This window comes from Rhodococcus sp. NyZ502, assembly GCF_041464245.1.
GTDB lineage: Bacteria > Actinomycetota > Actinomycetes > Mycobacteriales > Mycobacteriaceae > Rhodococcus_F > Rhodococcus_F qingshengii.
Genome location: NZ_CP167155.1, coordinates 3,404,353 through 3,426,600, shown reverse-complemented (window position 1 = coordinate 3,426,600; position 22,248 = coordinate 3,404,353). Strand labels below are relative to the sequence as shown.

The 22,248-nt window shown below is 63.0% G+C and carries 23 protein-coding genes; 20 read left to right on the top strand and 3 right to left on the bottom strand.

What is annotated here, in order from left to right:
• Positions 1–32 precede the first annotated feature (32 nt).
• From ACBG85_RS15860 to ACBG85_RS15810, 11 genes are read left to right on the top strand one after another with little or no spacing between them, the layout of a single operon-like run.
• Positions 33–1,286, top strand: a complete 1,254-nt coding sequence (locus ACBG85_RS15860) for a cytochrome P450 (protein ID WP_030536770.1) — start codon at positions 33–35, stop codon at positions 1,284–1,286.
• A gap of 34 nt (positions 1,287–1,320) precedes the next feature.
• Positions 1,321–2,061, top strand: a complete 741-nt coding sequence (locus tag ACBG85_RS15855; protein WP_030536769.1) for an ABC transporter permease — start codon at positions 1,321–1,323, stop codon at positions 2,059–2,061.
• Positions 2,058–2,930 carry an ABC transporter permease gene (locus tag ACBG85_RS15850; RefSeq protein ID WP_003944051.1) on the top strand — a complete coding sequence of 291 codons (873 nt, stop codon included), beginning with the start codon at positions 2,058–2,060 and terminating at the stop codon, positions 2,928–2,930. The genes ACBG85_RS15855 and ACBG85_RS15850 overlap by 4 nt, the downstream gene beginning before the upstream one ends.
• A gap of 9 nt (positions 2,931–2,939) precedes the next feature.
• Positions 2,940–4,109 (top strand): MCE family protein, encoded by a 1,170-nt coding sequence (locus tag ACBG85_RS15845; protein WP_372023973.1) that lies wholly within the window; start codon positions 2,940–2,942, stop codon positions 4,107–4,109.
• Positions 4,106–5,128 carry an MCE family protein gene (locus ACBG85_RS15840; RefSeq protein WP_064112554.1) on the top strand — a complete coding sequence of 341 codons (1,023 nt, stop codon included), beginning with the start codon at positions 4,106–4,108 and terminating at the stop codon, positions 5,126–5,128. Before ACBG85_RS15845 ends, ACBG85_RS15840 begins: the two co-directional genes overlap by 4 nt.
• 5 nt (positions 5,129–5,133) lie before the next feature.
• Positions 5,134–6,147: an MCE family protein gene (locus ACBG85_RS15835; RefSeq protein WP_372023971.1), complete on the top strand. Its 1,014-nt coding sequence runs from the start codon at positions 5,134–5,136 to the stop codon at positions 6,145–6,147.
• Positions 6,147–7,409, top strand: a complete 1,263-nt coding sequence (locus ACBG85_RS15830; protein ID WP_372023969.1) for an MCE family protein — start codon at positions 6,147–6,149, stop codon at positions 7,407–7,409. Before ACBG85_RS15835 ends, ACBG85_RS15830 begins: the two co-directional genes overlap by 1 nt.
• Positions 7,406–8,539 carry an MCE family protein gene (locus tag ACBG85_RS15825; RefSeq protein ID WP_231783419.1) on the top strand — a complete coding sequence of 378 codons (1,134 nt, stop codon included), beginning with the start codon at positions 7,406–7,408 and terminating at the stop codon, positions 8,537–8,539. The genes ACBG85_RS15830 and ACBG85_RS15825 overlap by 4 nt, the downstream gene beginning before the upstream one ends.
• Positions 8,536–9,855 carry an MlaD family protein gene (locus tag ACBG85_RS15820; RefSeq protein ID WP_328599001.1) on the top strand — a complete coding sequence of 440 codons (1,320 nt, stop codon included), beginning with the start codon at positions 8,536–8,538 and terminating at the stop codon, positions 9,853–9,855. The genes ACBG85_RS15825 and ACBG85_RS15820 overlap by 4 nt, the downstream gene beginning before the upstream one ends.
• Positions 9,822–10,358: a hypothetical protein gene (locus ACBG85_RS15815; protein WP_225320042.1), complete on the top strand. Its 537-nt coding sequence runs from the start codon at positions 9,822–9,824 to the stop codon at positions 10,356–10,358. The genes ACBG85_RS15820 and ACBG85_RS15815 overlap by 34 nt, the downstream gene beginning before the upstream one ends.
• Before the next feature lie 5 nt (positions 10,359–10,363).
• The gene (locus ACBG85_RS15810; RefSeq protein ID WP_225320405.1) at positions 10,364–10,822 is read left to right on the top strand and encodes a hypothetical protein; all 459 of its coding nucleotides are present in this window, start codon (positions 10,364–10,366) and stop codon (positions 10,820–10,822) included.
• Here ACBG85_RS15810 and ACBG85_RS15805 read toward each other — a convergent pair.
• A complete protein-coding gene (locus tag ACBG85_RS15805; protein ID WP_003943994.1) occupies positions 10,819–11,409 on the bottom strand; it encodes a TetR/AcrR family transcriptional regulator in 591 nt (196 codons plus the stop codon). The two genes, ACBG85_RS15810 and ACBG85_RS15805, sit on opposite strands and share 4 nt — an antisense overlap.
• Before the next feature lie 203 nt (positions 11,410–11,612).
• On the opposite strand from ACBG85_RS15805, the gene ACBG85_RS15800 reads away from it, so the two are divergent.
• A complete protein-coding gene (locus ACBG85_RS15800) occupies positions 11,613–13,151 on the top strand; it encodes an FAD-binding protein (RefSeq protein ID WP_064689623.1) in 1,539 nt (512 codons plus the stop codon).
• 28 nt (positions 13,152–13,179) lie between these two features.
• On the opposite strand, the gene ACBG85_RS15795 is transcribed toward ACBG85_RS15800, so the two are convergent.
• On the bottom strand, positions 13,180–13,689 hold the full coding sequence (locus ACBG85_RS15795; RefSeq protein ID WP_030536759.1) for a MarR family winged helix-turn-helix transcriptional regulator: 510 nt from the start codon (positions 13,687–13,689) through the stop codon (positions 13,180–13,182).
• A 174-nt stretch (positions 13,690–13,863) separates the two neighbouring features.
• Between ACBG85_RS15795 and ACBG85_RS15790 the strand changes: the two genes are divergently transcribed.
• Positions 13,864–14,646, top strand: coding sequence for a dioxygenase (locus ACBG85_RS15790; RefSeq protein WP_003944012.1), 783 nt, complete (start codon positions 13,864–13,866; stop codon positions 14,644–14,646).
• Between the two features lie 40 nt (positions 14,647–14,686).
• Here the strand turns inward: ACBG85_RS15790 and ACBG85_RS15785 are convergent, their stop codons facing one another.
• On the bottom strand, positions 14,687–15,145 hold the full coding sequence (locus tag ACBG85_RS15785) for a peroxiredoxin (RefSeq protein ID WP_007728696.1): 459 nt from the start codon (positions 15,143–15,145) through the stop codon (positions 14,687–14,689).
• Between the two features lie 57 nt (positions 15,146–15,202).
• Here ACBG85_RS15785 and ACBG85_RS15780 point away from each other — a divergent pair, with 57 nt between their 5' ends.
• The 7 genes from ACBG85_RS15780 (at position 15,203) to ACBG85_RS15750 (ending at position 22,141) form a co-directional block, all read left to right on the top strand.
• On the top strand, positions 15,203–16,789 hold the full coding sequence (locus ACBG85_RS15780; RefSeq protein ID WP_007728697.1) for an anthranilate synthase component I: 1,587 nt from the start codon (positions 15,203–15,205) through the stop codon (positions 16,787–16,789).
• Complete coding sequence (locus ACBG85_RS15775) at positions 16,786–17,490, top strand: TIGR02234 family membrane protein (RefSeq protein WP_372023965.1); 705 nt, start codon at positions 16,786–16,788, stop codon at positions 17,488–17,490. Before ACBG85_RS15780 ends, ACBG85_RS15775 begins: the two co-directional genes overlap by 4 nt.
• A gap of 125 nt (positions 17,491–17,615) precedes the next feature.
• Positions 17,616–18,425: an indole-3-glycerol phosphate synthase TrpC gene (trpC, locus tag ACBG85_RS15770; protein ID WP_003944016.1), complete on the top strand. Its 810-nt coding sequence runs from the start codon at positions 17,616–17,618 to the stop codon at positions 18,423–18,425.
• Positions 18,426–18,499: 74 nt separating this feature from the next.
• Positions 18,500–19,849 (top strand): tryptophan synthase subunit beta, encoded by a 1,350-nt coding sequence (trpB, locus tag ACBG85_RS15765; RefSeq protein WP_007728699.1) that lies wholly within the window; start codon positions 18,500–18,502, stop codon positions 19,847–19,849.
• Positions 19,846–20,649, top strand: a complete 804-nt coding sequence (gene trpA, locus ACBG85_RS15760) for a tryptophan synthase subunit alpha (protein ID WP_372023963.1) — start codon at positions 19,846–19,848, stop codon at positions 20,647–20,649. Before trpB ends, trpA begins: the two co-directional genes overlap by 4 nt.
• Positions 20,646–21,719 (top strand): prolipoprotein diacylglyceryl transferase, encoded by a 1,074-nt coding sequence (gene lgt, locus ACBG85_RS15755; RefSeq protein ID WP_180279703.1) that lies wholly within the window; start codon positions 20,646–20,648, stop codon positions 21,717–21,719. Before trpA ends, lgt begins: the two co-directional genes overlap by 4 nt.
• A complete protein-coding gene (locus ACBG85_RS15750; RefSeq protein ID WP_030536756.1) occupies positions 21,716–22,141 on the top strand; it encodes a TM2 domain-containing protein in 426 nt (141 codons plus the stop codon). Before lgt ends, ACBG85_RS15750 begins: the two co-directional genes overlap by 4 nt.
• Positions 22,142–22,248 lie beyond the last annotated feature (107 nt).

Genomic DNA, 22,248 nt, shown 5'->3' with positions numbered 1-22,248 from the left:
ACCCGGCACCCATCCGTAAAGGAGCATCTGCAATGCCTGAGATCGACCTTCCCGACGGGTTCGACGTGACCGACCCGCATCTGTACGGCGAGCGCGTCCCGCTTGCCGAGTTCGCCGAACTACGACGATGCGCTCCGGTCTGGTGGAACGCCCAGGAACCGGGTACCGGCGGATTTCACGACGGTGGTTGTTGGGTTGTCTCCCGCCACGCAGACGTCCGCGACGTCTCGTTGCGCAGCGAGGAGTTCTCGAGCAACGTCAACGGCTGCATTCCGCGGCATGAAGACAACATCTCGGCGGAGGAGTTGGAGGCGACAAAACACGTTCTCATCAACAAGGACGCCCCTGAGCACACACAGCTGCGCAAGTTGGTGGCGCGCTTGTTCACTCCGCGGTCGGTGGAAGCGATGCGGGCCGGGTTGGAAGCGCGGGCAGAAGACATAGCGTCGGCTGCCGTGGCGGAAGGTAGCGGTGATTTTGTCAGCCAGGTCGCCAGCGAGTTACCCATGCAGGCGATCTCGGAGCTGATCGGTGTACCGCAGGACGGGCGCCGTCAGCTGTACGAATGGTCGAATCAGATGACGGGATACGACGACGAGTCACTCGCCGGCGAGTCTCGGATGGCGTCGGCGCAGATCCTGGGCTACGCCTATCAACTGGCTGAGGCGAGACGGGAGGAACCGCTCGACGACATCATCTCACGCTTGGTGCATGCCGACATCGACGGGCAGAAACTCACCCCGGAACAGTTCGGTTTCTTCGTCATCATGTTGGCTGTCGCGGGCAACGAAACGACGCGAAACGCAACGACACTCGGCATGATGGCATTTCTCGAGCATCCGGATCAGTGGGAACTGTACAAGCGCGAGCGTCCGCGCACCGCCGCGGACGAGATCATCCGCTGGGCTTCGCCACTGACGTCGATGCAACGAACAGCAGTGGTCGACACACAGATTGCCGGCACTGCGATTGCGAAGGGGCAGCGTGTCGTACTGCTCTACGGCTCGGCGAACTTCGACGAAACCGTCTTCGGGAACCCCGACGTCTTCGACATCACCCGAGACCCGAACCCGCACCTCGCGTTCGGAGGAACCGGGCCGCACTACTGCGTCGGCGCCAACCTGGCCAGAATGGAGGTCGATCTGATCTTCGGCAAGATCGCCGATCACATGCCCGACATCAGCAAGCTCGGCGATCCGAGCAGGCTCTCGTCCGGTTGGCTCAACGGGATCAAGGAATTCAAGGTCGACTACGGCAACTCCACGTCATGTCCTTCGGGGCATTGACGTGTACAGCGGAAGAGTTGCACTTGCGGGCCCGATGCGCGAACTCGGCCAGTTCTACCGTATGGGCGCCGATGTCGCAGTGGGCTTGTTCCGCACCCGCTTTCAAGTGCAGGAGTTTCTCGAGCAGAGTTGGATGATCGCCCGGGTGTCGATCGTGCCGACCGTATTGGTGGCCGTGCCGTTCACGGTCCTGGTGAGTTTCACGCTCAACATCCTGCTCCGTGAGATCGGTGCCGCCGACCTCAGCGGCGCCGGGGCCGCGCTCGGCGCCGTGACTCAGGTCGGTCCGGTGGTGACGGTGCTGATCGTGGCAGGTGCGGGCGCGACTGCCATCGCCGCCGATCTGGGATCGAGAACGATTCGTGAAGAGATCGACGCCATGGAGGTGCTCGGGATCGATCCGATCACTCGGCTGGTGATTCCTCGGGTGGTCGCGTCGACCGTGGTGGCTTTGCTGCTCAACGGACTCGTCTGCGTCATCGGCATCGCCGGCGGTTACGCCTTCTCGGTGTTTCTCCAGGGCGTGAACCCTGGCGCCTTCGTCGAGGGAATCACGTTGCTGACCGGCCTGCCCGAGGTGGCGTTGTCGATGGTCAAAGCTGCACTGTTCGGGATGCTGGCGGGATTGGTGGCCTGCTATCGCGGACTGTCGGTACGGGGTGGGCCGAAAGGCGTGGGGGAGGCCGTCAACGAAACGGTGGTGTACGCATTCATGGCGTTGTTCGTCGTCAACACCATCGTCACCGCGGTCGGCATCCGATTGACGGCGGGGTGATCGAGGTGACGCTGTCGGATTCGCTGGCACAAATCGGCAAGTTCGGACGCACGCGGGCGCGGGTGGCTCGAACGTCACGCTCGATCGACGACGTCGGGCGACAAGCTGTCTTCTTCGCGCGCGCCATCGCTCACATCCCGTGGGCAATTCGCAAACACCCTAAGGAAGTTTTGCGACTGGTAGCCGAGATCAGCATGGGCACCGGAGCTTTGGCAGTGATCGGCGGCACGGTTGCGGTCGTGGGATTTCTGACTCTCGCCTCGGGCGGCACCATAGCGATCCAAGGTTTCAGCTCACTGGGAAATATCGGAGTCGAAGCGCTCACCGGATTCTTCTCCGCCTTCATCAATGTTCGTATCGCCGCGCCGGTCATCGCGGGAATCGGCCTGTCGGCCACGATCGGAGCAGGTTCGACCGCGCAGATCGGTGCCATGCGCATCAGTGAGGAAATCGACGCCCTCGAATCGATGGCGATCAGTTCGGTCCCGTACGTCGTCAGCACCCGCGTCACCGCAGGGATGATCGCGATCTTGCCGCTGTACTCACTGGCGCTCGTGGGATCATTTCTGGCCGGACGATTCACCACGGTCGTGCTGTTCGGTCAGTCCTCCGGTCTTTACGACCACTACTTCACGACGTTCCTCGATCCGGTCGACGTCGCATGGTCCTTCGTTCAAGTGCTCGTGATGGCACTACTGGTGATGCTGATCCACACGTACTACGGATACAACGCGTCCGGGGGACCGTCGGGCGTGGGAACTGCAGTGGGCCGCGGGGTTCGGCTCTCGCTGATCTGCGTCGTGGCGGTGACCCTGCTCGTCTCACTCGCGCTCTACGGCGGTTCCGGCAACTTCAATCTGTCCGGTTAGGGGGACTGCGTGCACAGATACGGCTACAAGTTGGCTGCTCTGGGCTTGGCTGCGGCGATCGTCGGGGTCATCGCGTTGTCGGTCGCGTCTTTCAACCAGGTGTTTGTCGCTCGCGTCCCGATCACGGTGATCGCGGAGCGCGCGGGGCTCGTGATGGATCCGGGCGCGCGGGTGAAGATGGCCGGGGTGACCGTGGGCTCGGTGGAGTCCATCACGCCGACTGACGACGCCACCGCACAACTGTCGTTGTCGATCGATCCCGAAGCGCTCGAATCGATTCCGTCAAACGTGAATGTGGCGATCACGTCGAACACGGCCTTCGGCGCGAAGTTCGTCAGCCTGTCCTCGCCGGAGCAGCCGAGTAGTGCGCGACTTGCCGCCGGAGCGACGATCGACGCATCCCGGGTGACCGTCGAGCTGAACACGGTGTTCGAGAAACTCACCACCGTGCTCCGGACGGTGGACCCGGGCAAACTCGATTCGACATTGGGTGCCCTCTCGACTGCTCTGCAAGGACGCGGCGAACGGCTCGGGGTCGCACTCGAACAAGCAGATTCCTCCTTGCTCGAATTCAACACTGCACGTGAGTCTCTCGATCATGTGTTGACGGATTTACCAGCCGTCACACAGACCTACCGCGACGCTGTTCTCGACTTGATGGACACACTCGACTCGCTCACGACGACGGGAACCACTGTTCTCGACGAGCAGCAGAATCTTGATCTCCTCTTGCTCAACGTGATCGGGGTCGCCCGCACCGGAGAAGATGTACTGGGAGAAAACGCCGACGGTATCGACACCGTTCTGTCGTTACTGCGGCCGACCACCGCACTGCTCGAGGAATACTCCCCGGTGATTCCCTGCATGTTCCACGGACTGCAGGAGAGCAAGAAGATCGGCGACGGCGCCTACAACGGACAACCAGGAATCAAGATGTCGATCGGTCTGATCGCCGGAACCGAACCGTACCGATATCCCGACGACCTCCCGAAGGTCGCGGCAACAGGTGGCCCGCAGTGTATGGGCCTTCCACTGCGCGACCCGAACGTCAATGCTCCGTACCTGGTGACCGACACCGGGGTGAATCCGTTTGCGCCCGAGCGTCAGCCGAATGGTGGGCAACCGATGAACACGGTCCCGGATCTGATGAGCTACTTGTTCGGGACGGAGATCCGATGAAAGTTCGTGGGTACACCGTCAAGTTCGGAATTTTTGTTCTGGTGATGATCCTCGTCAACGCCGGGCTGATCCTCGTGTTCGGCCAGATGCGAGGTGGCGACGCGAGGTCGTACTCGGCGGAGTTCGTCAACGCCTCCGGGCTCAGAGCCGGCGACAAGGTGCGCATCGCAGGTGTGCCGGTCGGTTCTGTCGGCTCCGTCGAATTCGGTGGGAATCACCGTGCCCACGTGAGTTTCAGTGTGGATACGGGTGACACCGTGACCGTATCGACCAGAGCCGCTGTTCGATATCAGGATCTGGTGGGTAATCGATACCTCGAACTGCTCGACGATCCGGGGATCGCGGAACCGCAACCAGAGGGCGAGAGCATCCCCGTCGATCGCACCGCACCGGCACTCGACCTCGATGCGCTACTCGGTGGTTTCAAGCCGCTGTTTCAAGCCCTGGACCCGGAGCAGGTCAACGCGTTGTCGATGTCCTTGCTCGAGGTGTTTCAAGGCCAGTCCGGAACTGTGGCATCGGTGCTGGCGCACACCGGATCGATTACGAACACTCTCGCAGACCGCGACCAACTGATCGGTCGAGTGATCGGCAACCTCGACGGTGTGCTCAGCGAATTGCGCAGCCGCGGTGGTCAGTTCAGTGACACTCTCGATCACCTACAACAGCTGGTCAGCGGGCTCGCGGCGGACCGGGAGATGATCGGGACTGCCGTCGAGAGTGTGAACACCGCATCAGGCGCCTTCGCCGATCTCCTCGCCGGAGTTCGCCCGGACATCGCGGGAAACCTGTCGAAGCTGGACGCAAGCCTGAATCCGCTGATCGAGCAACAAAGTGAGCTCGATCGGATTCTCGCGTCCATGCCCTCGAACTACAAGCAGCTGATCCGAGTCGGCTCGTACGGGTCGTTCTTCAACTTCTATCTGTGCGGAATCGCACTGAAGGTCGACGGTGCCGACGGTACGCCGCTCACTGTCGACCTGGTGGATCAGACGACCGGAAGGTGCGCACCACGATGAGAGAGATGGCACAGAGCCAGGCCGTACGCGTGGGGGTCGTGGGATTGGTCGTCACGGCCGCCGTCGTATTGGCATCGCTCCAGTATCAGAATCTGCAGTTCCTGAAATCGGGTGTCGGGTACAGCGCGGTGTTCGCCGACGCCAGCGGTCTCGCGCCGGGAGACGAAGTCAACGCCGCCGGAGTGAAGATCGGAACGGTGGACCGGATCGAGGTCGAGCACGGACTTGCGCGCGTGGATTTCACACTGGAAGGCTCGATCGGTTTGGGAGAAAGCACATCGGCGGCCGTCACCACGATGTCGTTGCTCGGCAAGCGAGCGGTATCGCTCGATCTGGACGGTCCGGGAAGGATCGCGGTCGGCGGCGAGATCCCGGTCGAGCGAACAAGATCGGCGTACTCGCTGCCCGACGTGCTCGGTGACCTCACCACGACGGTCGAGGACATCGATCTCGACCAACTCTCCGAATCGCTCGACGCAGTGGGACTGGTGATGTCCGACAGTGCGCCGAACCTGAGGCCGGCACTGGACGGTGTCGCACGGATCTCCGAGAGCGTCAATAGACGCGACGACATGTTGCGCACCTTGCTGTCCGATGCAAACGACGTCGCCGGGACGTTGGCCGAGCGTGGACCACAGGTCAACGCGCTACTCGTCGACGGCAATGCCTTGTTGGGTGAACTGGATCGGCGACACGCGGCGCTGGGGGAGGTGATCACGAACATCTCGGCGTTGTCGACCCAGCTGAGCGGACTCGTCCACGACAACGAGGCGCAGTTGCAGCCGGTCCTCGGCAAACTCGACACGGTTGTCGGCATTCTGCAGAACAACAAGGACAACCTTTCTCAGGGAATCGACGGTCTCGGTACGTACGTGGGCACGCTCGGTGACACCGTGGCCAGCGGCCCCTTCTACTACGCCTACGTCCAGAACCTGGTGCCGGCGCAATACACCCAACCGTTGATCAACGCGATGTTCGGGCTACCACCTGCGCCGCTACCGATTCCGGAGGTTCGATGATGGGTGCTTCACGAGTTCGCACTCCGCTGAACTGGCGTCGAATCGCCGTCGTTGGTGGAAGCGTCATCGGTGCGGCGATCGTCGTCGTGTCGGGATACCTTGCGGTGCAACATCTGCGCTACTACAACGTGACGGCCTACTTCACCTCGACGACCGGTCTGTATGTCGGTGACGACGTTCGTGTCGTGGGAGTCGACGTCGGCCGCGTCACCGCGATCGCCCCACAGGGAGATCGAATGCGCGTCGAACTGAAATTGGCGCGCGAGGTTCCCGTCGCCGAGGACGCGAAAGCGGTGATCGTTGCCCAGTCGCTGGTCTCGGCCCGCTTCGTGCAGTTGACGCCGGCGGTGACGGACGGCGCCGACGCACTGAATGACGGTGCGGAGATCCCACTCGACAGAACGGCCGTCCCGGTCGAGTGGGACCAGATCAAGGAACAGCTGGGCCGGGCTGCCGATGCTTTGGGTCCCGTCGGGGACGATCGCGGTCCCGCCGCCAACTTCCTCGACGGTGCCGGATCCGCACTGGCCGGCAACGGGGAAGCGCTGGGGCGCTCGGTGACCGAACTCTCGGAGGCTATGAGCACACTCGACGAAGGCGGAGCCGATCTGTTCGGCACCATCCGCGGCCTGCAGACCTTCACGACCGCACTCGCCGCAAGCGACGAACAGATCGTTCAGTTCCAAGGACGACTGGCAAATGTCTCGAGTGTGCTCGCCGAGAGCCGGACGCAATTGGCTCCGGCTCTCGCCGATCTGGACGCCGCCGTCGTCGACGTACAGCGGTTCGTCGAACAGAACCGAACCGGCTTGACGGAGCAGATCGCGAAGTTGGCCGACGTGTCCCAGGTACTGGTCGACAAGCGCGCAGGCCTCGAGAAGGTATTGCATCTGGCTCCGACAGCGTTGTCGAACTACTACAACGTCTACCGGCCGGCCCAAGGAGCGATGGTGGGTGTGCCCGCATTCCAGAACGTCGGCAACCCGATCGACTTGATCTGCGGCGGAATCGCCGGCCTGGCCAACGACACCTCGAAGAAGGGCGCGGATTTGTGCGTCGAATACCTCGGCCCGTTGCTCAACACGATCAAGGCGAACTACCCGGATCTGAGCCTCAATCCGACCAGGGCACTCGGCGCGTTACCGGATCAGTTGATGTACAGCGAGCCTGATCTGAAACCGACTGCTGCGTTGGGCTTTCCGATCATGCTCCCGGCGCCTGACCTGGCCGGACTGCTCATGCCGTCGACAGGATCACGATGACTGCCCGCTGGTGGGGAACAGTGTGTGTGGCGGCGAGCGCCGTGCTCGTTCTGACGGGTTGTCAATGGAGCGGGCTGAATTCGGTGTCGCTGCCAGGCGCGGCCGGCCGCGGTGAGGGAAGTTTCTCGGTCGTGATCGAGATGCCCGACGTCACGTCGATCAGTCCGAACTCTCCGGTCATGGTCAACGACGTGACAGTCGGGAGTATCAGTGCGATCGAGACCGACAACTGGCACGCACGAGTGACGGTTGCGCTCGACGGCTCGGTGTCGCTGCCCGCCAACGCGACTGCCAAGATCGGCCAAACCAGTCTGCTCGGGTCCAAACACGTTGCGCTTGCGCCGCCTACCGATGTTGCGCCGGAAGGGCGGTTGTCGGAGGGATCGGTGATCCCCCTCGCGTCGGCCGGCGTCTATCCCACCACCGAGGAAGCGTTGACGGCACTGTCATTGGTCCTCAACGGCGGCGGGCTCGCTCAGATTCACAGCATCACCACGGAGCTGAACACGGCGCTCGGCGGACGGACCGACGCGGCTCGCGACCTGCTGAGTCAGATGGATACCGTGACCGAAACACTCGACCGCCAACGTGATGCGATGGTCACGACCATGGAGAATCTCGACGTCTTCGCCGGTGAAATCACGGCCCAGAGAGATGTTCTCGGTCAGGCCTTGGAGATGCTCGATCCTGCCTTGGCGGAACTGAGCGCCCAGCGCGTGAGCCTGACCACCGCGCTCGATGCGGTCGGTAGGTTCGGGGACGTCGGGACCGATCTGGTCGATCGGACCCGCGACGATCTGAAAGCCAATTTGAGCTCCTTGGAATCGACGCTGCAGAAGGTGGTCGAAACGGGGCCGGACCTGATCAACAATTTGGGCAACCTGAGTACCTTTCCCTTCCCTCAGACGACCATCGACGACGGAATGCGCGGCGATTACACCAATCTGTGGGCGCTGATCGACCTCACGAGTAATCGTCTCCAGTCGGGGCTCGGCTTCGGCACTCCGTTCGGGGCGCCGCAAACCCCCGTGGAGAACGGAGTACTGGTCGATCCCTTGACCGCCCCACTCGGCACAGGGCAGCCCGGCCCACCTGGCACAGCGCAACCCGCCCAGGGAGGTGGACGATGATTCTCACGAAGTTGGTGCGAAGGCAATTGACGATCTTCGCGATCCTGGCGGTGATAGGCATGAGCGCAGCGGCTATCTCGTACCTGAGAGTTCCGACCATGCTCGGCATCGGGCGCTACTCGGTGACAGTCGAACTGCCCGACGCCGGCGGCCTGTATCGGAACGCGAACGTGACCTATCGCGGCGACACCATCGGTCAGGTCAGGTCGGTGCGTCTGTCTCCGGGAGTGGTACGCGCCGAATTATCTTTGGAGAGTGCGGTTCCCGTTCCCTCCAGCGGGCTCACAGTAGCGGTGCGAAGCGTGTCGGCAATCGGCGAGCAATACGTCGACATGCAACCGAGCACCGCGGACGGACCCTTTCTGACCGACGGAGACGTGATCGGCCCCGACGCTGTCACGATCCCGACCGAGATCGGACCGGTCCTCGATCAGGCGCAGGCGATGCTCGCATCCGTACCGCAGGACAAGTTGCGATCGGTGATCGACGAGTCCGCGGCAGCTTTCGGAGGCAGGGGCGAGGATCTGGCTCGTCTGCTGGATTCGACCACTTCGTTCGTCGATCAGATGTCTGCTGCCACAACGCCGGCTACGACGCTCGTACAGCAGTTGGATCCGCTCCTGCAGACACAGGTGGTGACGGGCGATCAGATTCGCCAGTGGGCGTCCAGTGTCGCTCAACTCAGTGGACAGTTGGCGGTCGCCGACGGGTCCGTGCGCAATATCCTCGAGACCGGACCGGGCTTCGCGACTGAAGCCGACCTGCTGTTTCAAGGCCTCAAGCCCACTTTGCCTGTGCTGCTTGCCAATTTCACCAGCACCGCTCAGGTGGCTTTGACGTACAACGCCGGGTTGGAGCAGGTGCTCGTCATCTTGCCGCCACTGGTTGCGGCACAGGAAACCGTTGTCCAACGCGGGCAGGTGGACGGCGCCGCGAACGTCAACTTCCACCTCCAAGCGCAGGACCCCGCGGCGTGCTCGACCGGTTACCTTCCGGCCGATCAGCGACGGGACCCGACCCAGATGAGTGTGCCGGACACCCCGGCTGATCTGTACTGCAAAGTTCCGCAGAACTCGGTCTTCGCAGTTCGTGGATCCCGGAACATTCCCTGTATGGAGGTACCGGGCAAACGAGCACCGAGCCCGGAGATCTGTCGGAGCCCCGAAGCGTACGTGCCGTCGGGGACCAATGCGCCCGGCGAGTTGTACACCGGGCCTGACGGAGTCGACTATCAACACACGGAGTTGGCTCCGGCTGACTCCGGCCCGGGGGAGGGTGAGCCGTGGCAACAGTTGCTGACGCCGACGAATCGCTGAGAGGTGAGGTGCTGGATCCGGTCGGAGGGAAGCGCGGTGTACTCACTGCCCTGGTCTGGATTGCACTCGCGGCTCTGAGCGTCGTTGTCGTCTTCGGTGCTCTGGCAGTTCGATCGGACCGCGCGCGAGAGTCCCAGCGTCAAGACTACGTCGACGGTGCGGTCGCAGGAGCCCTCGCTCTGATCGACGTTCACTCCGCCACAGTCGACGAGGACCTCGAGACACTGCAGTCGCTGAGTACGGGAACCTTTGCCGACGAACTGAAGTCCGGCGAATCTGCGTTCGTCGCGTCCATCCGTGATTTTGCCGTCGATTCCGACGGGCGTGTCGACACCGCAGCCTTGGCATCGGAATCCGGTAAATCGGGGGTGGTGCTGATCGCGGCATCTGCTCAGGTCGGCAATTCAGCGGGAGAGTCTTCGGCGCGCACCTACCGTCTGCGCGTCGGTGTCGAGGACGTCGACGGGCGGGTACTGATGTCGAGTGTGGAGTTCGTGCCGTGAAGCGCATGGTCATAGCGCTTGCAGCGTTGGTCTTGATGGGAGTCGGCGGCACTGCGATCTGGAGTCACCACCGTTCGGGGGACGCTGAAACCGCACGTGCCGAGGTGATCGGTGTGGCGCCCACGCTCGTCGAGAAGCTCTTGAGCTACAACAGCGATACCGTCGACGGCGATCTCGCACGAGCGGCCGAAGGCGCCGGCGGATCGTTTCAGGACAGTTTCACCGAATTCGGATCGAAAACAGTTGCCCCACAGTCGAAGGAGCAGGGAATCAGCACGAAAGCGCGAGTAGTCGATGTCGGAGTGCTCTCCGCTGCTGCAGACCGAGCGGAATTGCTCCTGTTCGTCGATCAGATCACGACGAGTATCGCGCGGCCGGCACCAGCGTCGACGTCGAGCCGAGTCGAGGTGACACTCGATCGAGTCGACGGCACATGGCTGGTGAGTGCCATGACCCCCATCTAGTGAAGGTTGTCGCGGCCCGCCATGATCAGCCTGGCAGTGACTTCGAGCCGGTCTGCGATCTGCGAATAGGACTCGTAACCCATGCCGGCTCGGACAAGCGCTCCGGACCAGGAGATTTCGAGTGCTTCGAGTACGTCGGGATCGTATGACGGCCCCAGCGCCTCGATGAGCCGCTCGCGGATGTTCTTGCCGATACGTCCCCGAAGGTGTTCGACGTCGGGATCGTTGCCCATCATCGCCGTGGTCACGGCCGCGGCCAGCTCCGGTTCGTCGGAAACGAGGAGTGCGACGCTTCGAAGGACCGAGCAGACCTGCGCTTCTCGTTCCGCCTCGGGGGAGGGCTCGTGCGGTACCGCGTCGAGTCGGCGCCAGAACAGTTCTGCCACAAGGTGACTCTTGGACGAGAAATAGGTGTACGCCGTAGCCGCGGCGACACCGGCTTCCGCTGCCACCATCCGCACGGTCAGATCCGCAAACCCTTTGTCGCGCAGGACCGTGATCGCTGCCGCGGTCAATCGATCGACGGTTTCGGCTTGCTGCTGTGTGAGCCGTCGACGAGTGGACTCGAACTTGGTCTTACCAGACATGTGTCCAGACACTACGGGATCGGACCCGTGCGAGCAAAGTGTGCGCTATCGCTGCTCGTTCTCGTTCTCGCTCCCGCTCGGCGTCATGTCTCGCTCCCGCTCGGTGGGACAGAATTTCGAACCCCCGCGATCGCTAAGTCCATGTGTTAGAACGATTTCTAGAACATGTTCGGAAACTGTGCCCAGAATCAGAGAGGCTGACGATGACGAAGTGGGACGAGACGTGCGACGTACTCGCTGTGGGATCAGGCGGCGGACTCACCGGCGCGTACACGGCAGCCCGCGAAGGCCTCGACGTCATTGCGATCGAAGCAACCGACAAGTACGGCGGAACAACGGCGTACTCGGGCGGCGGCGGAATGTGGTTCCCGTGCAACGCCGTTCTTCGTCGGGGCGGGGACGACGACACCATCGAGGATGCGCTGGAGTACTACCGATCAGTGGTGGGTGATCGTACGCCCGCCGACGTTCAGGAAGCCTACGTTCGAGGTGGCGCCGGGTTGATCGACTACCTCGAAGAGGACTCGAACTTCGAGTTTCAGATACTGCCGTGGCCCGACTACTTCGGTGAAGAGCCCAAGGCTCGAGCGAGTGGACGGCACATTGTTCCCAAGCCGATGAACGCGAACAAGCTGGGTGCCCTTCGTGATTCGCTTCGTCCGCCGCTGGCGACGGAACGGCTGGGGGAGGAGTTGCCGAAGTACCTCGTCGGCGGCCAGTCGTTGATCGGTCGATTCCTGTTGGCTCTTGCGGAACTCCCGAACGCCACCATGCACCTGAAGACCACTCTCGAGGAACTGGTTGTCGAGGACGGGGTGGTGGTCGGAGCCGTCGTCGACCGAGATGGTCGGCGTCGAACCATTCAGGCACGCAGAGGAGTGATCCTCGCCGCCGGTGGATTCGAGCAGAACGAGACCATGCGTGCCGAATTCGGTGTCCCCGGATCCGCTCTCGACACGATGGGCTGCCCCGGCAACCTCGGGAAGGCGCACCAGGCTGCGGTCGCCGCGGGTGCCGACACCGACCTGATGGGCGAGGCCTGGTGGTCGCCGGGACTCACCCATCCAGATGGGCGCTCCGCGTTTGCGCTGTGGTTCACCGGCGGAATCTTCGTGGACGACGACGGTCGTCGATTCGTCAACGAATCAGCGCCGTACGACCGCTTGGGTCGCGCCGTCATCGAACACATGCGGGCAGGGAAAGTAACCACGCCGTACTGGATGATCTACGACAACAGAGAAGGCGCAGTGCCGCCGGTGAAGGCACCCAACGTACCCATGGCCCAGACGGAGCAGTATGTGGCTGCGGGGTTGTGGAAGAGTGCACAGACACTCGAAGACCTCGCTGCCCAGATTGATGTTCCCGCAGCGGAACTGGTGGAGACCGTGAAGCGATTCAACGCGTTTGCGGCGACTGGCGTCGACACGGACTTCGGTCGAGGAGACACTGCGTACGACCGCGCCTTCTCCGAGGGGGCTTCGCCGCTCGTACCGATCGATCAAGGGCCGTTTCACGCTGCCGCTTTCGGCATCTCCGACCTCGGGACCAAAGGTGGTCTACGGACCGACGCGACCGGGAGGGTGCTCAAAGCCGACGGTACGGCGATTGCCGGGTTGTACGCGGCGGGGAACACGATGGCAGCGGCCAGCGGGACTACGTACCCCGGCGGTGGAAACCCGATCGGAGCGAGCATGCTGTTCAGTCACTTGGCTGCACTCGACCTCGCGAAGCTGCCGTCTTGATCATCAGTCGCTCGTCTCGGGGATGTGGTCAGGCCTTGCCGAGTCCGGCGGCGATTCCCTTGTCCAGTTGGGTGAGCATTGCTGTACCCAACGACGAAAGCTGGGCGACCTGGCGATCGTCGAGGCCCTCGAAGAGGAGACCTTGAACTGAGGCGACGTGCGGCGGTGCGGCCGCGACCACCTTTGCCATTCCCTCATCGGTGAGCACTGCGTTGGAGCCGCGGCTGCCACGAATGACTTCCCGTTTCACCCAGCCGGCCTTCTCCATCTTCGTGATCACGTGCGAGAGGCGGGACAGGGACGCGTTCGCGCGCTGGGCCAGTACCGACAACTGGAGCTTGTGGTCGGGGGCGTCCGAGAGTGCCGCGAGTACGAAGTATTCGAAGTGTGTGAGTGCCGAATCGCGTTGTAGTTGAGTGTCGAGTGCGGCAGGCAACCGTGTCACGAGAGCGATCAGTGTCAGCCATGCTTCTTGCTGCTCGGCTGTGAGCCACTTCGTCTGAGACTGCGCGTCGGGCTGCGCGGTCGGTTCACTCATCGGTGACTTCTCCTTCGGGTCGAGCATTCTTCGTGCACGGAGCGTGCTTGTGTACAGCGTCTCAGACGCATGTCCAGAAGAATCCTGCGGGGAATAGTTGCGGGACGCAAGTGTTGAGTTCTATATTAGGTTGAATCTTCAACTTGCGACGAATGTCTATCCCGAGGAGTCCGTATGTCCACCACAACCATGCCTGCGCTGTATCTCAGCCACGGTGCTCCGCCGCTGGTGGACAGCGCGTTGTGGGTCGACCAGTTGGGGGCGTGGGCCGGCGACCTTCCGCGGCCGACGGCAATCCTCGTCGTATCGGCGCACTGGGAATCAGCACCGCTGACGATCGGATCGACGACCACGGGCACCCCGCTCATCTACGACTTCGGTGGTTTTCCCGAGAGGTTCTACCGCGCGAAGTACAACTCTCCCGGCGCTCCGGAACTCGCCGCCCAGGTTGCCGCGTTGATGCCGGACAACGAACGCGTGGTTCAGCAGCCGAATCGAGGCCTGGATCACGGTGCCTACGTGCCGCTCACGGTGATGTACCCGGACGCAGACATCCCGGTACTGCAAATTTCGCTGCCCACCCTCGATCCCGAGCGTTTGCTCCATCTCGGACAGCGCCTACGGCCACTCCGTGAGCAAGGTGTACTGATCGTGGGATCCGGATTCACCACGCACGGGCTACCGTTCCTGCGCGATCCGTCACCGGAGGCGCAGGCCCCGGGATGGTCGGCGGAATTCGACGCGTGGGCAGGGGAGAGGTTCGCTGCCGGTGACGTCGATTCCTTGATCGACTTCCGCGCTCAAGCTCCCGGGATGCCGTACGCGCATCCGACCATCGAGCACTTCGCCCCGTTGTTCGTCACGCTCGGTGCGTCATCCGATCCGGAACAGGTGCCCACCCAGGTGATCGACGGATTCTGGATGGGGCTTGCGAAGCGCTCGATTCAGGTCGCCTAGAGATTTCAAATCGCGCAGAGAATCAGGTCGCCCAGGTGGGTCAGCTTCGATTGCGAAGGAACTCGAGCGCCTGGTCGCCGTGGGTGTTGGCGCGTAGTTCACTCGAGATGACTTTGAGGACGGTGCGGTCGGTGTCGATCACGAAGGTCGAGCGTTTGACCGGAGCCAACTTGCCCAGGAGTCCGCGCTTGACGCCGAACTGTTCGGCTACCTTGCCGTCGGTGTCGGCGAGTAGGGGGTAGTCGAAGGATTGTGCGGTGGCAAAGGTGGACTGAGCTTCGACCGTATCGGTGCTGATGCCCGCTCGCGAAGCGCCCACCGCGGCGAATTCGCTGCCGAGGTCACGGAAGTGGCACGCCTCGGCGGTGCACACCGGCGTCGAGGCTGCCGGGTAGAAGAAGAGGACCAGGGGTCCGTTCTCGAGCAGGCTCGTCAGCGAGCGCGGAGTCCCGTCCTGGTCGGGCAGTGAGAAATCGGGAGCGAGTTGGCCTGGTTTCATTCGGCCGAGGTTACCCGCGCACGACGACCGTGTGGGGGAGCCTGGGATGATGGAGGCATGCACGGCGAGCCCACCTCCATGTCCGCACGGTCGTCCGACACCGCGATCGTCGGTGACGCGTCCGATTCCACCACCACCCGGGAGCAGTTCCGTGCCCTCGCAGCTGAGCACCGGGTCGTTCCGGTCACTCGGAAAGTGTTGGCGGACTCCGAAACTCCGCTCTCGGCGTACGAGAAGTTGGCCGGCAATCGTCCCGGCACCTTCTTGCTCGAGTCGGCCGAGAACGGTCGTTCGTGGTCGCGGTGGTCGTTCATCGGCGTCGGGAGTCCGGCTGCACTGACCGTCGTGGACGGAGAGGCGGCCTGGTACGGCAACGTTCCGGCCGGCGCTCCGGCCGGCGGCGACCCGATCGACGCGCTCGGTGCCACCCTCGAGCTGCTTCGTTCGGAGCGGCTGCCCGACCTGCCCCCGCTGACCGGCGGAATGGTCGGATTCCTCGGCTACGACGCGGTGCGGCGCCTCGAGAGATTGGGTGACTCCGCGGTCGACGACCTGCAGATCCCCGAAATGGTCATGCTGCTTGCCGCCGACATCGCCGCAGTCGATCACCACGAAGGGGCGATCACCCTCATCGCCAATGCCGTCAACTGGGACGGCACGGACGAGCGCGTCGACACGGCGTACGACGACGCAGTCGCCAGGTTGGACGCGATGACTCGTGCTCTCGCGGCGCCGGCGAAATCGACGGTGTCGACATTTTCGAAAGCGACTCCGAACTACCGTCGTCAGCGCACCACCGAGAGCTTCGGTGTCGACGTCGAAAAGTTGATCGGCGACATCGAAGCGGGCGAGGCATTCCAGGTAGTTCTCTCGCAGCGATTCGAGATCGATTGCACTGCAGCACCGATCGACGTGTACCGGATGCTGCGAGCGTCGAACCCCAGCCCGTACATGTATCTGCTCAACGTGCCGAACGGTGATGGAGAGACGGCGTTTTCGATCGTCGGTTCGAGCCCTGAGGCACTGGTAACCGTCGCCGAGGGCGTCGCGACAACACACCCGATCGCTGGAACCAGATGGCGCGGTGCCACAGAGGAGGACGACATCCTGCTCGAGAAGGACCTCCTCGCCGACGAGAAGGAAAACTCCGAGCACCTCATGCTCGTCGATCTGGGGCGAAACGATCTGGGTCGTGTCTGTCGCCCGGGCACGGTGAAGGTGCACGACTACCGGCACATCGAGCGGTACAGCCACGTGATGCATCTCGTATCGACGGTCACCGGACATCTGGCCGAGGGAAAGCACGCTCTCGACGCCGTCACCGCATGCTTCCCCGCTGGAACCCTCTCGGGGGCGCCCAAGGTCCGAGCGATGCAGCTGATCGAAGAACTGGAACCGACCAGGCGCGGTATCTACGGCGGCATCGTCGGCTACCTCGACTTCGCCGGCGACGCCGACACCGCGATCGCGATCCGAACGGCATTGATCAAGGACGGGATCGGATACGTCCAGGCGGGCGCCGGCGTCGTCGCCGACTCGGATCCGGTCTACGAGGACACCGAGGCCCGCAACAAGGCGATGGCAGTGCTGAGCGCGATTGCGTCGGCGCACACCCTGCGCACCATCGGAGGTGACGATCAGTGAGTGAGAACGAGTCGAGTGCAGCGGAGCCTACAAGCGTTTCTCGTGGCACCGCCGTGCCGAGAACGCTTCTGCTGGCGTTGTCGGCAGCAGCTCTGTGGGGCAGCTCACGAATGACGTGGGTTCATCTGACCTCGAGCGACGGCAAGACGCTGGAGAGGACGACGGATCTCGACGGCAGCACCTGGGCGGCGGCGATGACTCCGCTCGCGCTCGCGCTTCTAGCGGCGATCGCGGCGTCGTTTGCGGTGCGAGGTTGGGCACTTCGGGTAGTCGGACTGTTGGTTGCCCTCGTCGCCATCGCGGTAGCGGTTACGGCAGTGCAGTTGTTGGTGTCCGGAGCCTCTGCGGACCGAGCGGTGGACTTGGCCGAGTTGTCCGGTCACCCGGAAGATCTCTCGACGACTGTTTCGGTATTGCCTGCCTTGCTTGCGTTGGTCGGAGCGGTGGCGGCGCTCGGCGCGGCGGTACTTCTGATGCGCAAACCTCCAGTGCGAGGCGGGTTGTCGTCGAAATACGACAACCCTGCCGCGCGCCGCGAGGCCGCAGCCAAGCTCGGTCAGGGAGACAAACCCGCATCGGACGAGCCTGTGACACAACGGATGTTGTGGGATGCGCTCGACGCCGGAGAGGACCCGACAGCGACTGACGGGGACGACGGAGTTGGGGGAGACAACGGCGCGAAACCGGGGTCGTCCCACTGAGTAAGACTGAACCCTCACCTGCGTGGGTACCCCGACGGAGTAGCAAAATTTCGTCCCACTAGGCTGAGACCACCCTGATGACGTATCTCACATCGGGCTCTTGCCCAGAAAGGATTCGGGCCACGATGACCGTACTCGACTCGATTCTCGACGGGGTGCGCGCTGATGTCGCCGCCCGCGAAGCCGTACTCGACTTCGCTGCAGTCAAGGCTGCTGCGGCCGCTGCACCGCCTGCACTCGATGCTGCAGCAGCACTTCTGGAATCGAGCATCGGCGTCATCGCCGAGGTCAAGCGAGCGAGCCCGTCAAAGGGTGCGTTGGCCGACATTGCCGATCCCGCTGAGCTCGCCGCGGCGTACCAAGCCGGTGGCGCACGCATCATCAGTGTTCTCACCGAAGAGCGCCGTTTTCACGGCTCGTTGGCCGACCTGGACGCAGTCCGTAAAGCGGTCACCATTCCGGTGCTCCGCAAGGACTTCATCGTGGGGCCGTACCAGATTCACGAGGCTCGCGCTCACGGCGCCGACGTCATCTTGCTGATCGTCGCGGCACTCGAGCAGCAGGCGCTCGCCTCGTTGATCGATCGCACCGAATCTCTGGGAATGACTGCCCTCGTCGAGGTGCACACGGAGGAAGAAGCCAACCGCGCGCTCGAAGCCGGCGCCAAGGTGATCGGTGTGAACGCCCGCAATCTCAAGACTCTCGAGGTGGACAAGAACACCTTCGGTCGCATCGCTCCCGGTCTTCCGACCGAGACGATCAAGATTGCCGAGTCCGGTGTTCGCGGAACTGCCGATCTGTTGGCGTACGCCGGGGCGGGCGCCGACGCAGTGCTCGTCGGTGAAGGCCTCGTGACCAGCGGCGACCCTCGCAAGGCCGTCGCAGATCTGGTCAATGCAGGTGCGCACCCGTCCTGCCCCAAACCGTCTCGATAAATCGCTTCACCCGCCCGGCGTGCTTTGATGCACCCGGGCGGTGACCAGCGACACCGTTGGGGCAGACTGGTGGGGTGACTTCACGTACTCAGGAACCAGGCTCCGGTGCAATATTCAAGGGCGGCAATCTGCCGCCGGCCAGCGCGGGACTCACCGAGCGCTCCCACGATCCCGACGCCGGAGGCCATTTCGGCGTCTACGGCGGACGGCATGTGCCGGAAGCCCTCATGGCGGTTATCGACGAAGTCACTGCGGAGTACGAAAAGGCTCGAGCGGACGACACGTTCTTGAACGAACTCGACCGCTTGCAGCGCGATTACACCGGGCGCCCGTCGCCGATTTTCGAGGCAACGCGAATGAGCGAGTTCGCCGGCGGTGCGCGCATCCTTCTCAAGCGTGAAGATCTGAACCACACCGGTTCTCACAAGATCAACAACGTTCTCGGTCAGGTTCTGCTGGCAAAGCGTATGGGCAAGACCCGCATCATCGCCGAGACCGGAGCGGGCCAGCACGGTGTGGCATCGGCAACCGCCTGTGCACTGCTCGGTCTCGAGTGCGTCATCTACATGGGTGCTGTCGACACCGAACGTCAAGCACTGAACGTCGCACGCATGCGCCTGCTCGGCGCGGAGGTCGTTTCGGTCGAGACCGGTTCGCGCACGCTCAAGGACGCGATCAACGAAGCCTTGCGCGACTGGGTTTCCCACGCGGACAACACCTATTACTGCTTCGGTACCGCGGCAGGCCCGCACCCGTTCCCCACCATCGTTCGGGACTTCCAGCGAGTGGTCGGCCTCGAAACACGCGTCCAGGTTCAGGCACTGACCGGCCGCCTGCCCGATGCAGTCACAGCCTGCGTCGGAGGCGGCTCCAACGCAATCGGAATCTTCCACCCGTTCATCGACGATCTGTCGGTACGGCTGGTTGGCTACGAAGCGGCCGGCGACGGTGTCGAAACCGGAAGGCATGCAGCAACGTTCGCCGGCGGTACCCCTGGTGCATTCCAGGGTGCCTACTCCTACCTCCTCCAGGACGAAGACGGTCAGACCATCGAATCGCACTCGATCTCTGCTGGTCTGGACTACCCGGGCGTCGGACCCGAGCACGCTTACCTGAGCGATATCGGGCGCGCGACCTACGAACCCGTCACCGACAGTGAAGCCATGGATGCGCTGCTGCTGCTCTCGCGCCGCGAGGGCATCATCCCGGCCATCGAATCGGCCCACGCCGTCGCCGGCGCACTCCGACTGGGCAAAGAACTCGGTGAGGGCGCGATCATCGTCGTCAATCTCTCCGGTCGCGGTGACAAGGACATGGACACCGCCGCAAGCTGGTTCGGTCTTTTCGACGGCGCCTCAGGTCAGGCAGCCGCTCCGGATGATGCAGCAGACGAGAACGACAACACGGAAGGCTCGGACAAGTGAGCGAACGACCATCACGCCTCGCACCCACCTTTGCCGCCTGCAAGGCTGACAAGCGTGCCGCCCTCGTCGGTTACCTGCCTGCCGGTTATCCGACCGTTCCCGAATCGATCGACGTGTTCAAGGCGATGGTCGACGGTGGCTGCGACATCATCGAAGTCGGTGTCGCGTATTCCGATCCGGTCATGGACGGTCCGACCATCCAGCGTGCAGCCGAAACCGCACTCACCAACGGCGTTCGCCTTCGCGACATCTTCACCGTGATCGAGCAGATCAGTTCGGTCGGCGGCAAGGCCGTCGTGATGACGTACTGGAACCCGGTACTGCAGTACGGCGTCGACAAGTTCGCACGAGACCTCGCTTCCGCCGGCGGGCTCGGACTGATCACCCCCAACCTCATTCCGGAAGAAGCCGGCGTCTGGATGGAAGCATCCGAGGAGCACCACCTCGACCGGATCTTCCTTGTCGCTCCGTCCTCGACGGAAGAACGACTCGCGATGACACTCGATGCGAGTAGTGGATTCATCTACGCGGCCTCGACGATGGGTGTCACCGGCGCTCGCGACGCCGTGTCTTCGATGGCTCCGGAACTGACCGCACGAATCCGCGCGCATTCCGACATTCCCGTCGGCGTCGGATTGGGAGTTCGCTCCGGCGCACAGGCTGCCGAAATCGCGGCATACGCCGATGCCGTCATCGTCGGCTCGGCTCTGGTCTCCGCGGTCGAGAACGGCCTGGGAGCGGTTCGCTCGCTCACCGAAGAACTCGCCGAGGGCGTCCGCTCGGCTACCGTGGCGTCGTGACCTCAACTGTGGACCTGCTGGCCTATATCCCCAGCCCGCCCCAAGGCGTCTGGTACGTCGGACCGGTGGCGCTTCGCGCCTACGCGCTCTTCATCATCCTCGGCATCATCGTCGCGATCGTGTGGGGAGATCGTCGTTGGGTCGCCCGCGGCGGCGAGAAGGGGACCGTTCTCGACATCGCGATCTGGGCCGTTCCCTTCGGTCTGATCGGTGGCAGGCTCTACCACGTTTTGACCGACTGGCCCGCCTATTTCGGCGAGAACGGTCAGCCACTCGACGCACTCAAGGTGTGGCAGGGAGGCCTCGGAATCTGGGGAGCAGTGTTCCTCGGCGGCATCGGTGCGTGGATCGGCTGCCGTCGACGCGGCATTCCGGTGTCCGCGCTCGGTGATGCGATTGCGCCCGGAATCTTGCTCGCGCAGGCCATCGGTCGTATCGGCAACTACTTCAACCAGGAGTTGTACGGTCGCGAGACCACCGTCCCATGGGGCCTCGAGATCTTCGAGCGTGTGAACTCTTCCGGCCAGCTCGATCAACTGGCAGGTGTCTCCAACGGAGAAGTCATTCGGGTCGTTCACCCGACGTTCCTCTACGAAGCTGTGTGGAACGTCCTGATCGTGATCCTGCTGGTCCTCGTCGACCGCCGATTCAAGATCGGCCACGGACGCCTGTTTGCTCTGTACGTCGCGGGCTATTGCCTGGGCCGGTTCGTCGTCGAACTGATGCGCGACGATTTCGCCTACGAGATCGCCGGCATTCGCGTCAACACATTCACTTCGGGGATCGTGTTCTTCGCCGCACTGGCCTACTTCTTCCTGGCGAAGAAGGGTCGTGAGGATCCGGCTGATTTGAAGTCGAAGGACTACGTCGCTGCGGTAGCTGCCGGCGAAGCAGGAGTCGCGGCGCCAGTTACCGAAACTGATTCGGCGAAGGCCGACGCGAAAGTCGCCGACGCTGAAGATTCTGAATCCGATGCTGCTGAATCCGCTTCCAGTGAGGCAAGCGCCTCCACGGCAGCGTCGGATGAGTCGTCGGACGCGGTGAAGCTGTCGAAGAAAGACAAGCCGTGACAGGTCCCTATTCGCAGGGGGGATTCCCCGAGGATCAGGGACCGGTCTACGGCGCGCCCAATCCGTACGGATATCAGCAGCCATTGCCGCCTCCATCGATGTACGGGTTCGGAGATCCCTACGCCCCGTACGGTCGGCACCCGGTAACCGGGGAACCGTATTCCGACAAGTCGAAGGCCACCGCTGGACTGTTGCAGATCTTGCTGGGCTTCTTCGGAATCTGTGGAGTCGGGCGCCTCTATATCGGAAGTGTCGGCATCGGATTGTGCCAACTGCTCGGCATGTTCTTCGCGCTGTTCATGTCGGCGTTCCTCATCGGAATTCCATTTGCGATCGGAATCTGGATCTGGGCGTTCGTCGACGGCATCGTGATACTTTCGGGCAATGCGCGGGACGGTGCTCGCCGGCCATTGCGAGGATGAGTCGCGAGCGCGAACCGAGGAAACATGTGTGGGGGACTGGCCTCGAGAAGGTCGAACCTTCTCGAAGTCCGATAACAAAAGCTATTACGTACCGTCGTCGAATCGAA

Coding starts and splice junctions, on each gene's coding strand:
- ACBG85_RS15860 (WP_030536770.1), top strand. CDS start 33: ATGCCTGAGATCGACCTTCCCGACGGGTTCGACGTGACCGACCCGCAT.
- ACBG85_RS15795 (WP_030536759.1), bottom strand. CDS start 13,689: ATGAGTGAACCGACCGCGCAGCCCGACGCGCAGTCTCAGACGAAGTGG.
- ACBG85_RS15855 (WP_030536769.1), top strand. CDS start 1,321: ATGCGCGAACTCGGCCAGTTCTACCGTATGGGCGCCGATGTCGCAGTG.
- ACBG85_RS15780 (WP_007728697.1), top strand. CDS start 15,203: ATGCACGGCGAGCCCACCTCCATGTCCGCACGGTCGTCCGACACCGCG.
- ACBG85_RS15790 (WP_003944012.1), top strand. CDS start 13,864: ATGTCCACCACAACCATGCCTGCGCTGTATCTCAGCCACGGTGCTCCG.
- ACBG85_RS15840 (WP_064112554.1), top strand. CDS start 4,106: ATGAAAGTTCGTGGGTACACCGTCAAGTTCGGAATTTTTGTTCTGGTG.
- ACBG85_RS15805 (WP_003943994.1), bottom strand. CDS start 11,409: ATGTCTGGTAAGACCAAGTTCGAGTCCACTCGTCGACGGCTCACACAG.
- ACBG85_RS15825 (WP_231783419.1), top strand. CDS start 7,406: ATGACTGCCCGCTGGTGGGGAACAGTGTGTGTGGCGGCGAGCGCCGTG.
- ACBG85_RS15835 (WP_372023971.1), top strand. CDS start 5,134: ATGGCACAGAGCCAGGCCGTACGCGTGGGGGTCGTGGGATTGGTCGTC.
- trpC (WP_003944016.1), top strand. CDS start 17,616: ATGACCGTACTCGACTCGATTCTCGACGGGGTGCGCGCTGATGTCGCC.
- ACBG85_RS15820 (WP_328599001.1), top strand. CDS start 8,536: ATGATTCTCACGAAGTTGGTGCGAAGGCAATTGACGATCTTCGCGATC.
- ACBG85_RS15785 (WP_007728696.1), bottom strand. CDS start 15,145: ATGAAACCAGGCCAACTCGCTCCCGATTTCTCACTGCCCGACCAGGAC.
- ACBG85_RS15810 (WP_225320405.1), top strand. CDS start 10,364: ATGGTCATAGCGCTTGCAGCGTTGGTCTTGATGGGAGTCGGCGGCACT.
- ACBG85_RS15830 (WP_372023969.1), top strand. CDS start 6,147: ATGGGTGCTTCACGAGTTCGCACTCCGCTGAACTGGCGTCGAATCGCC.
- ACBG85_RS15800 (WP_064689623.1), top strand. CDS start 11,613: ATGACGAAGTGGGACGAGACGTGCGACGTACTCGCTGTGGGATCAGGC.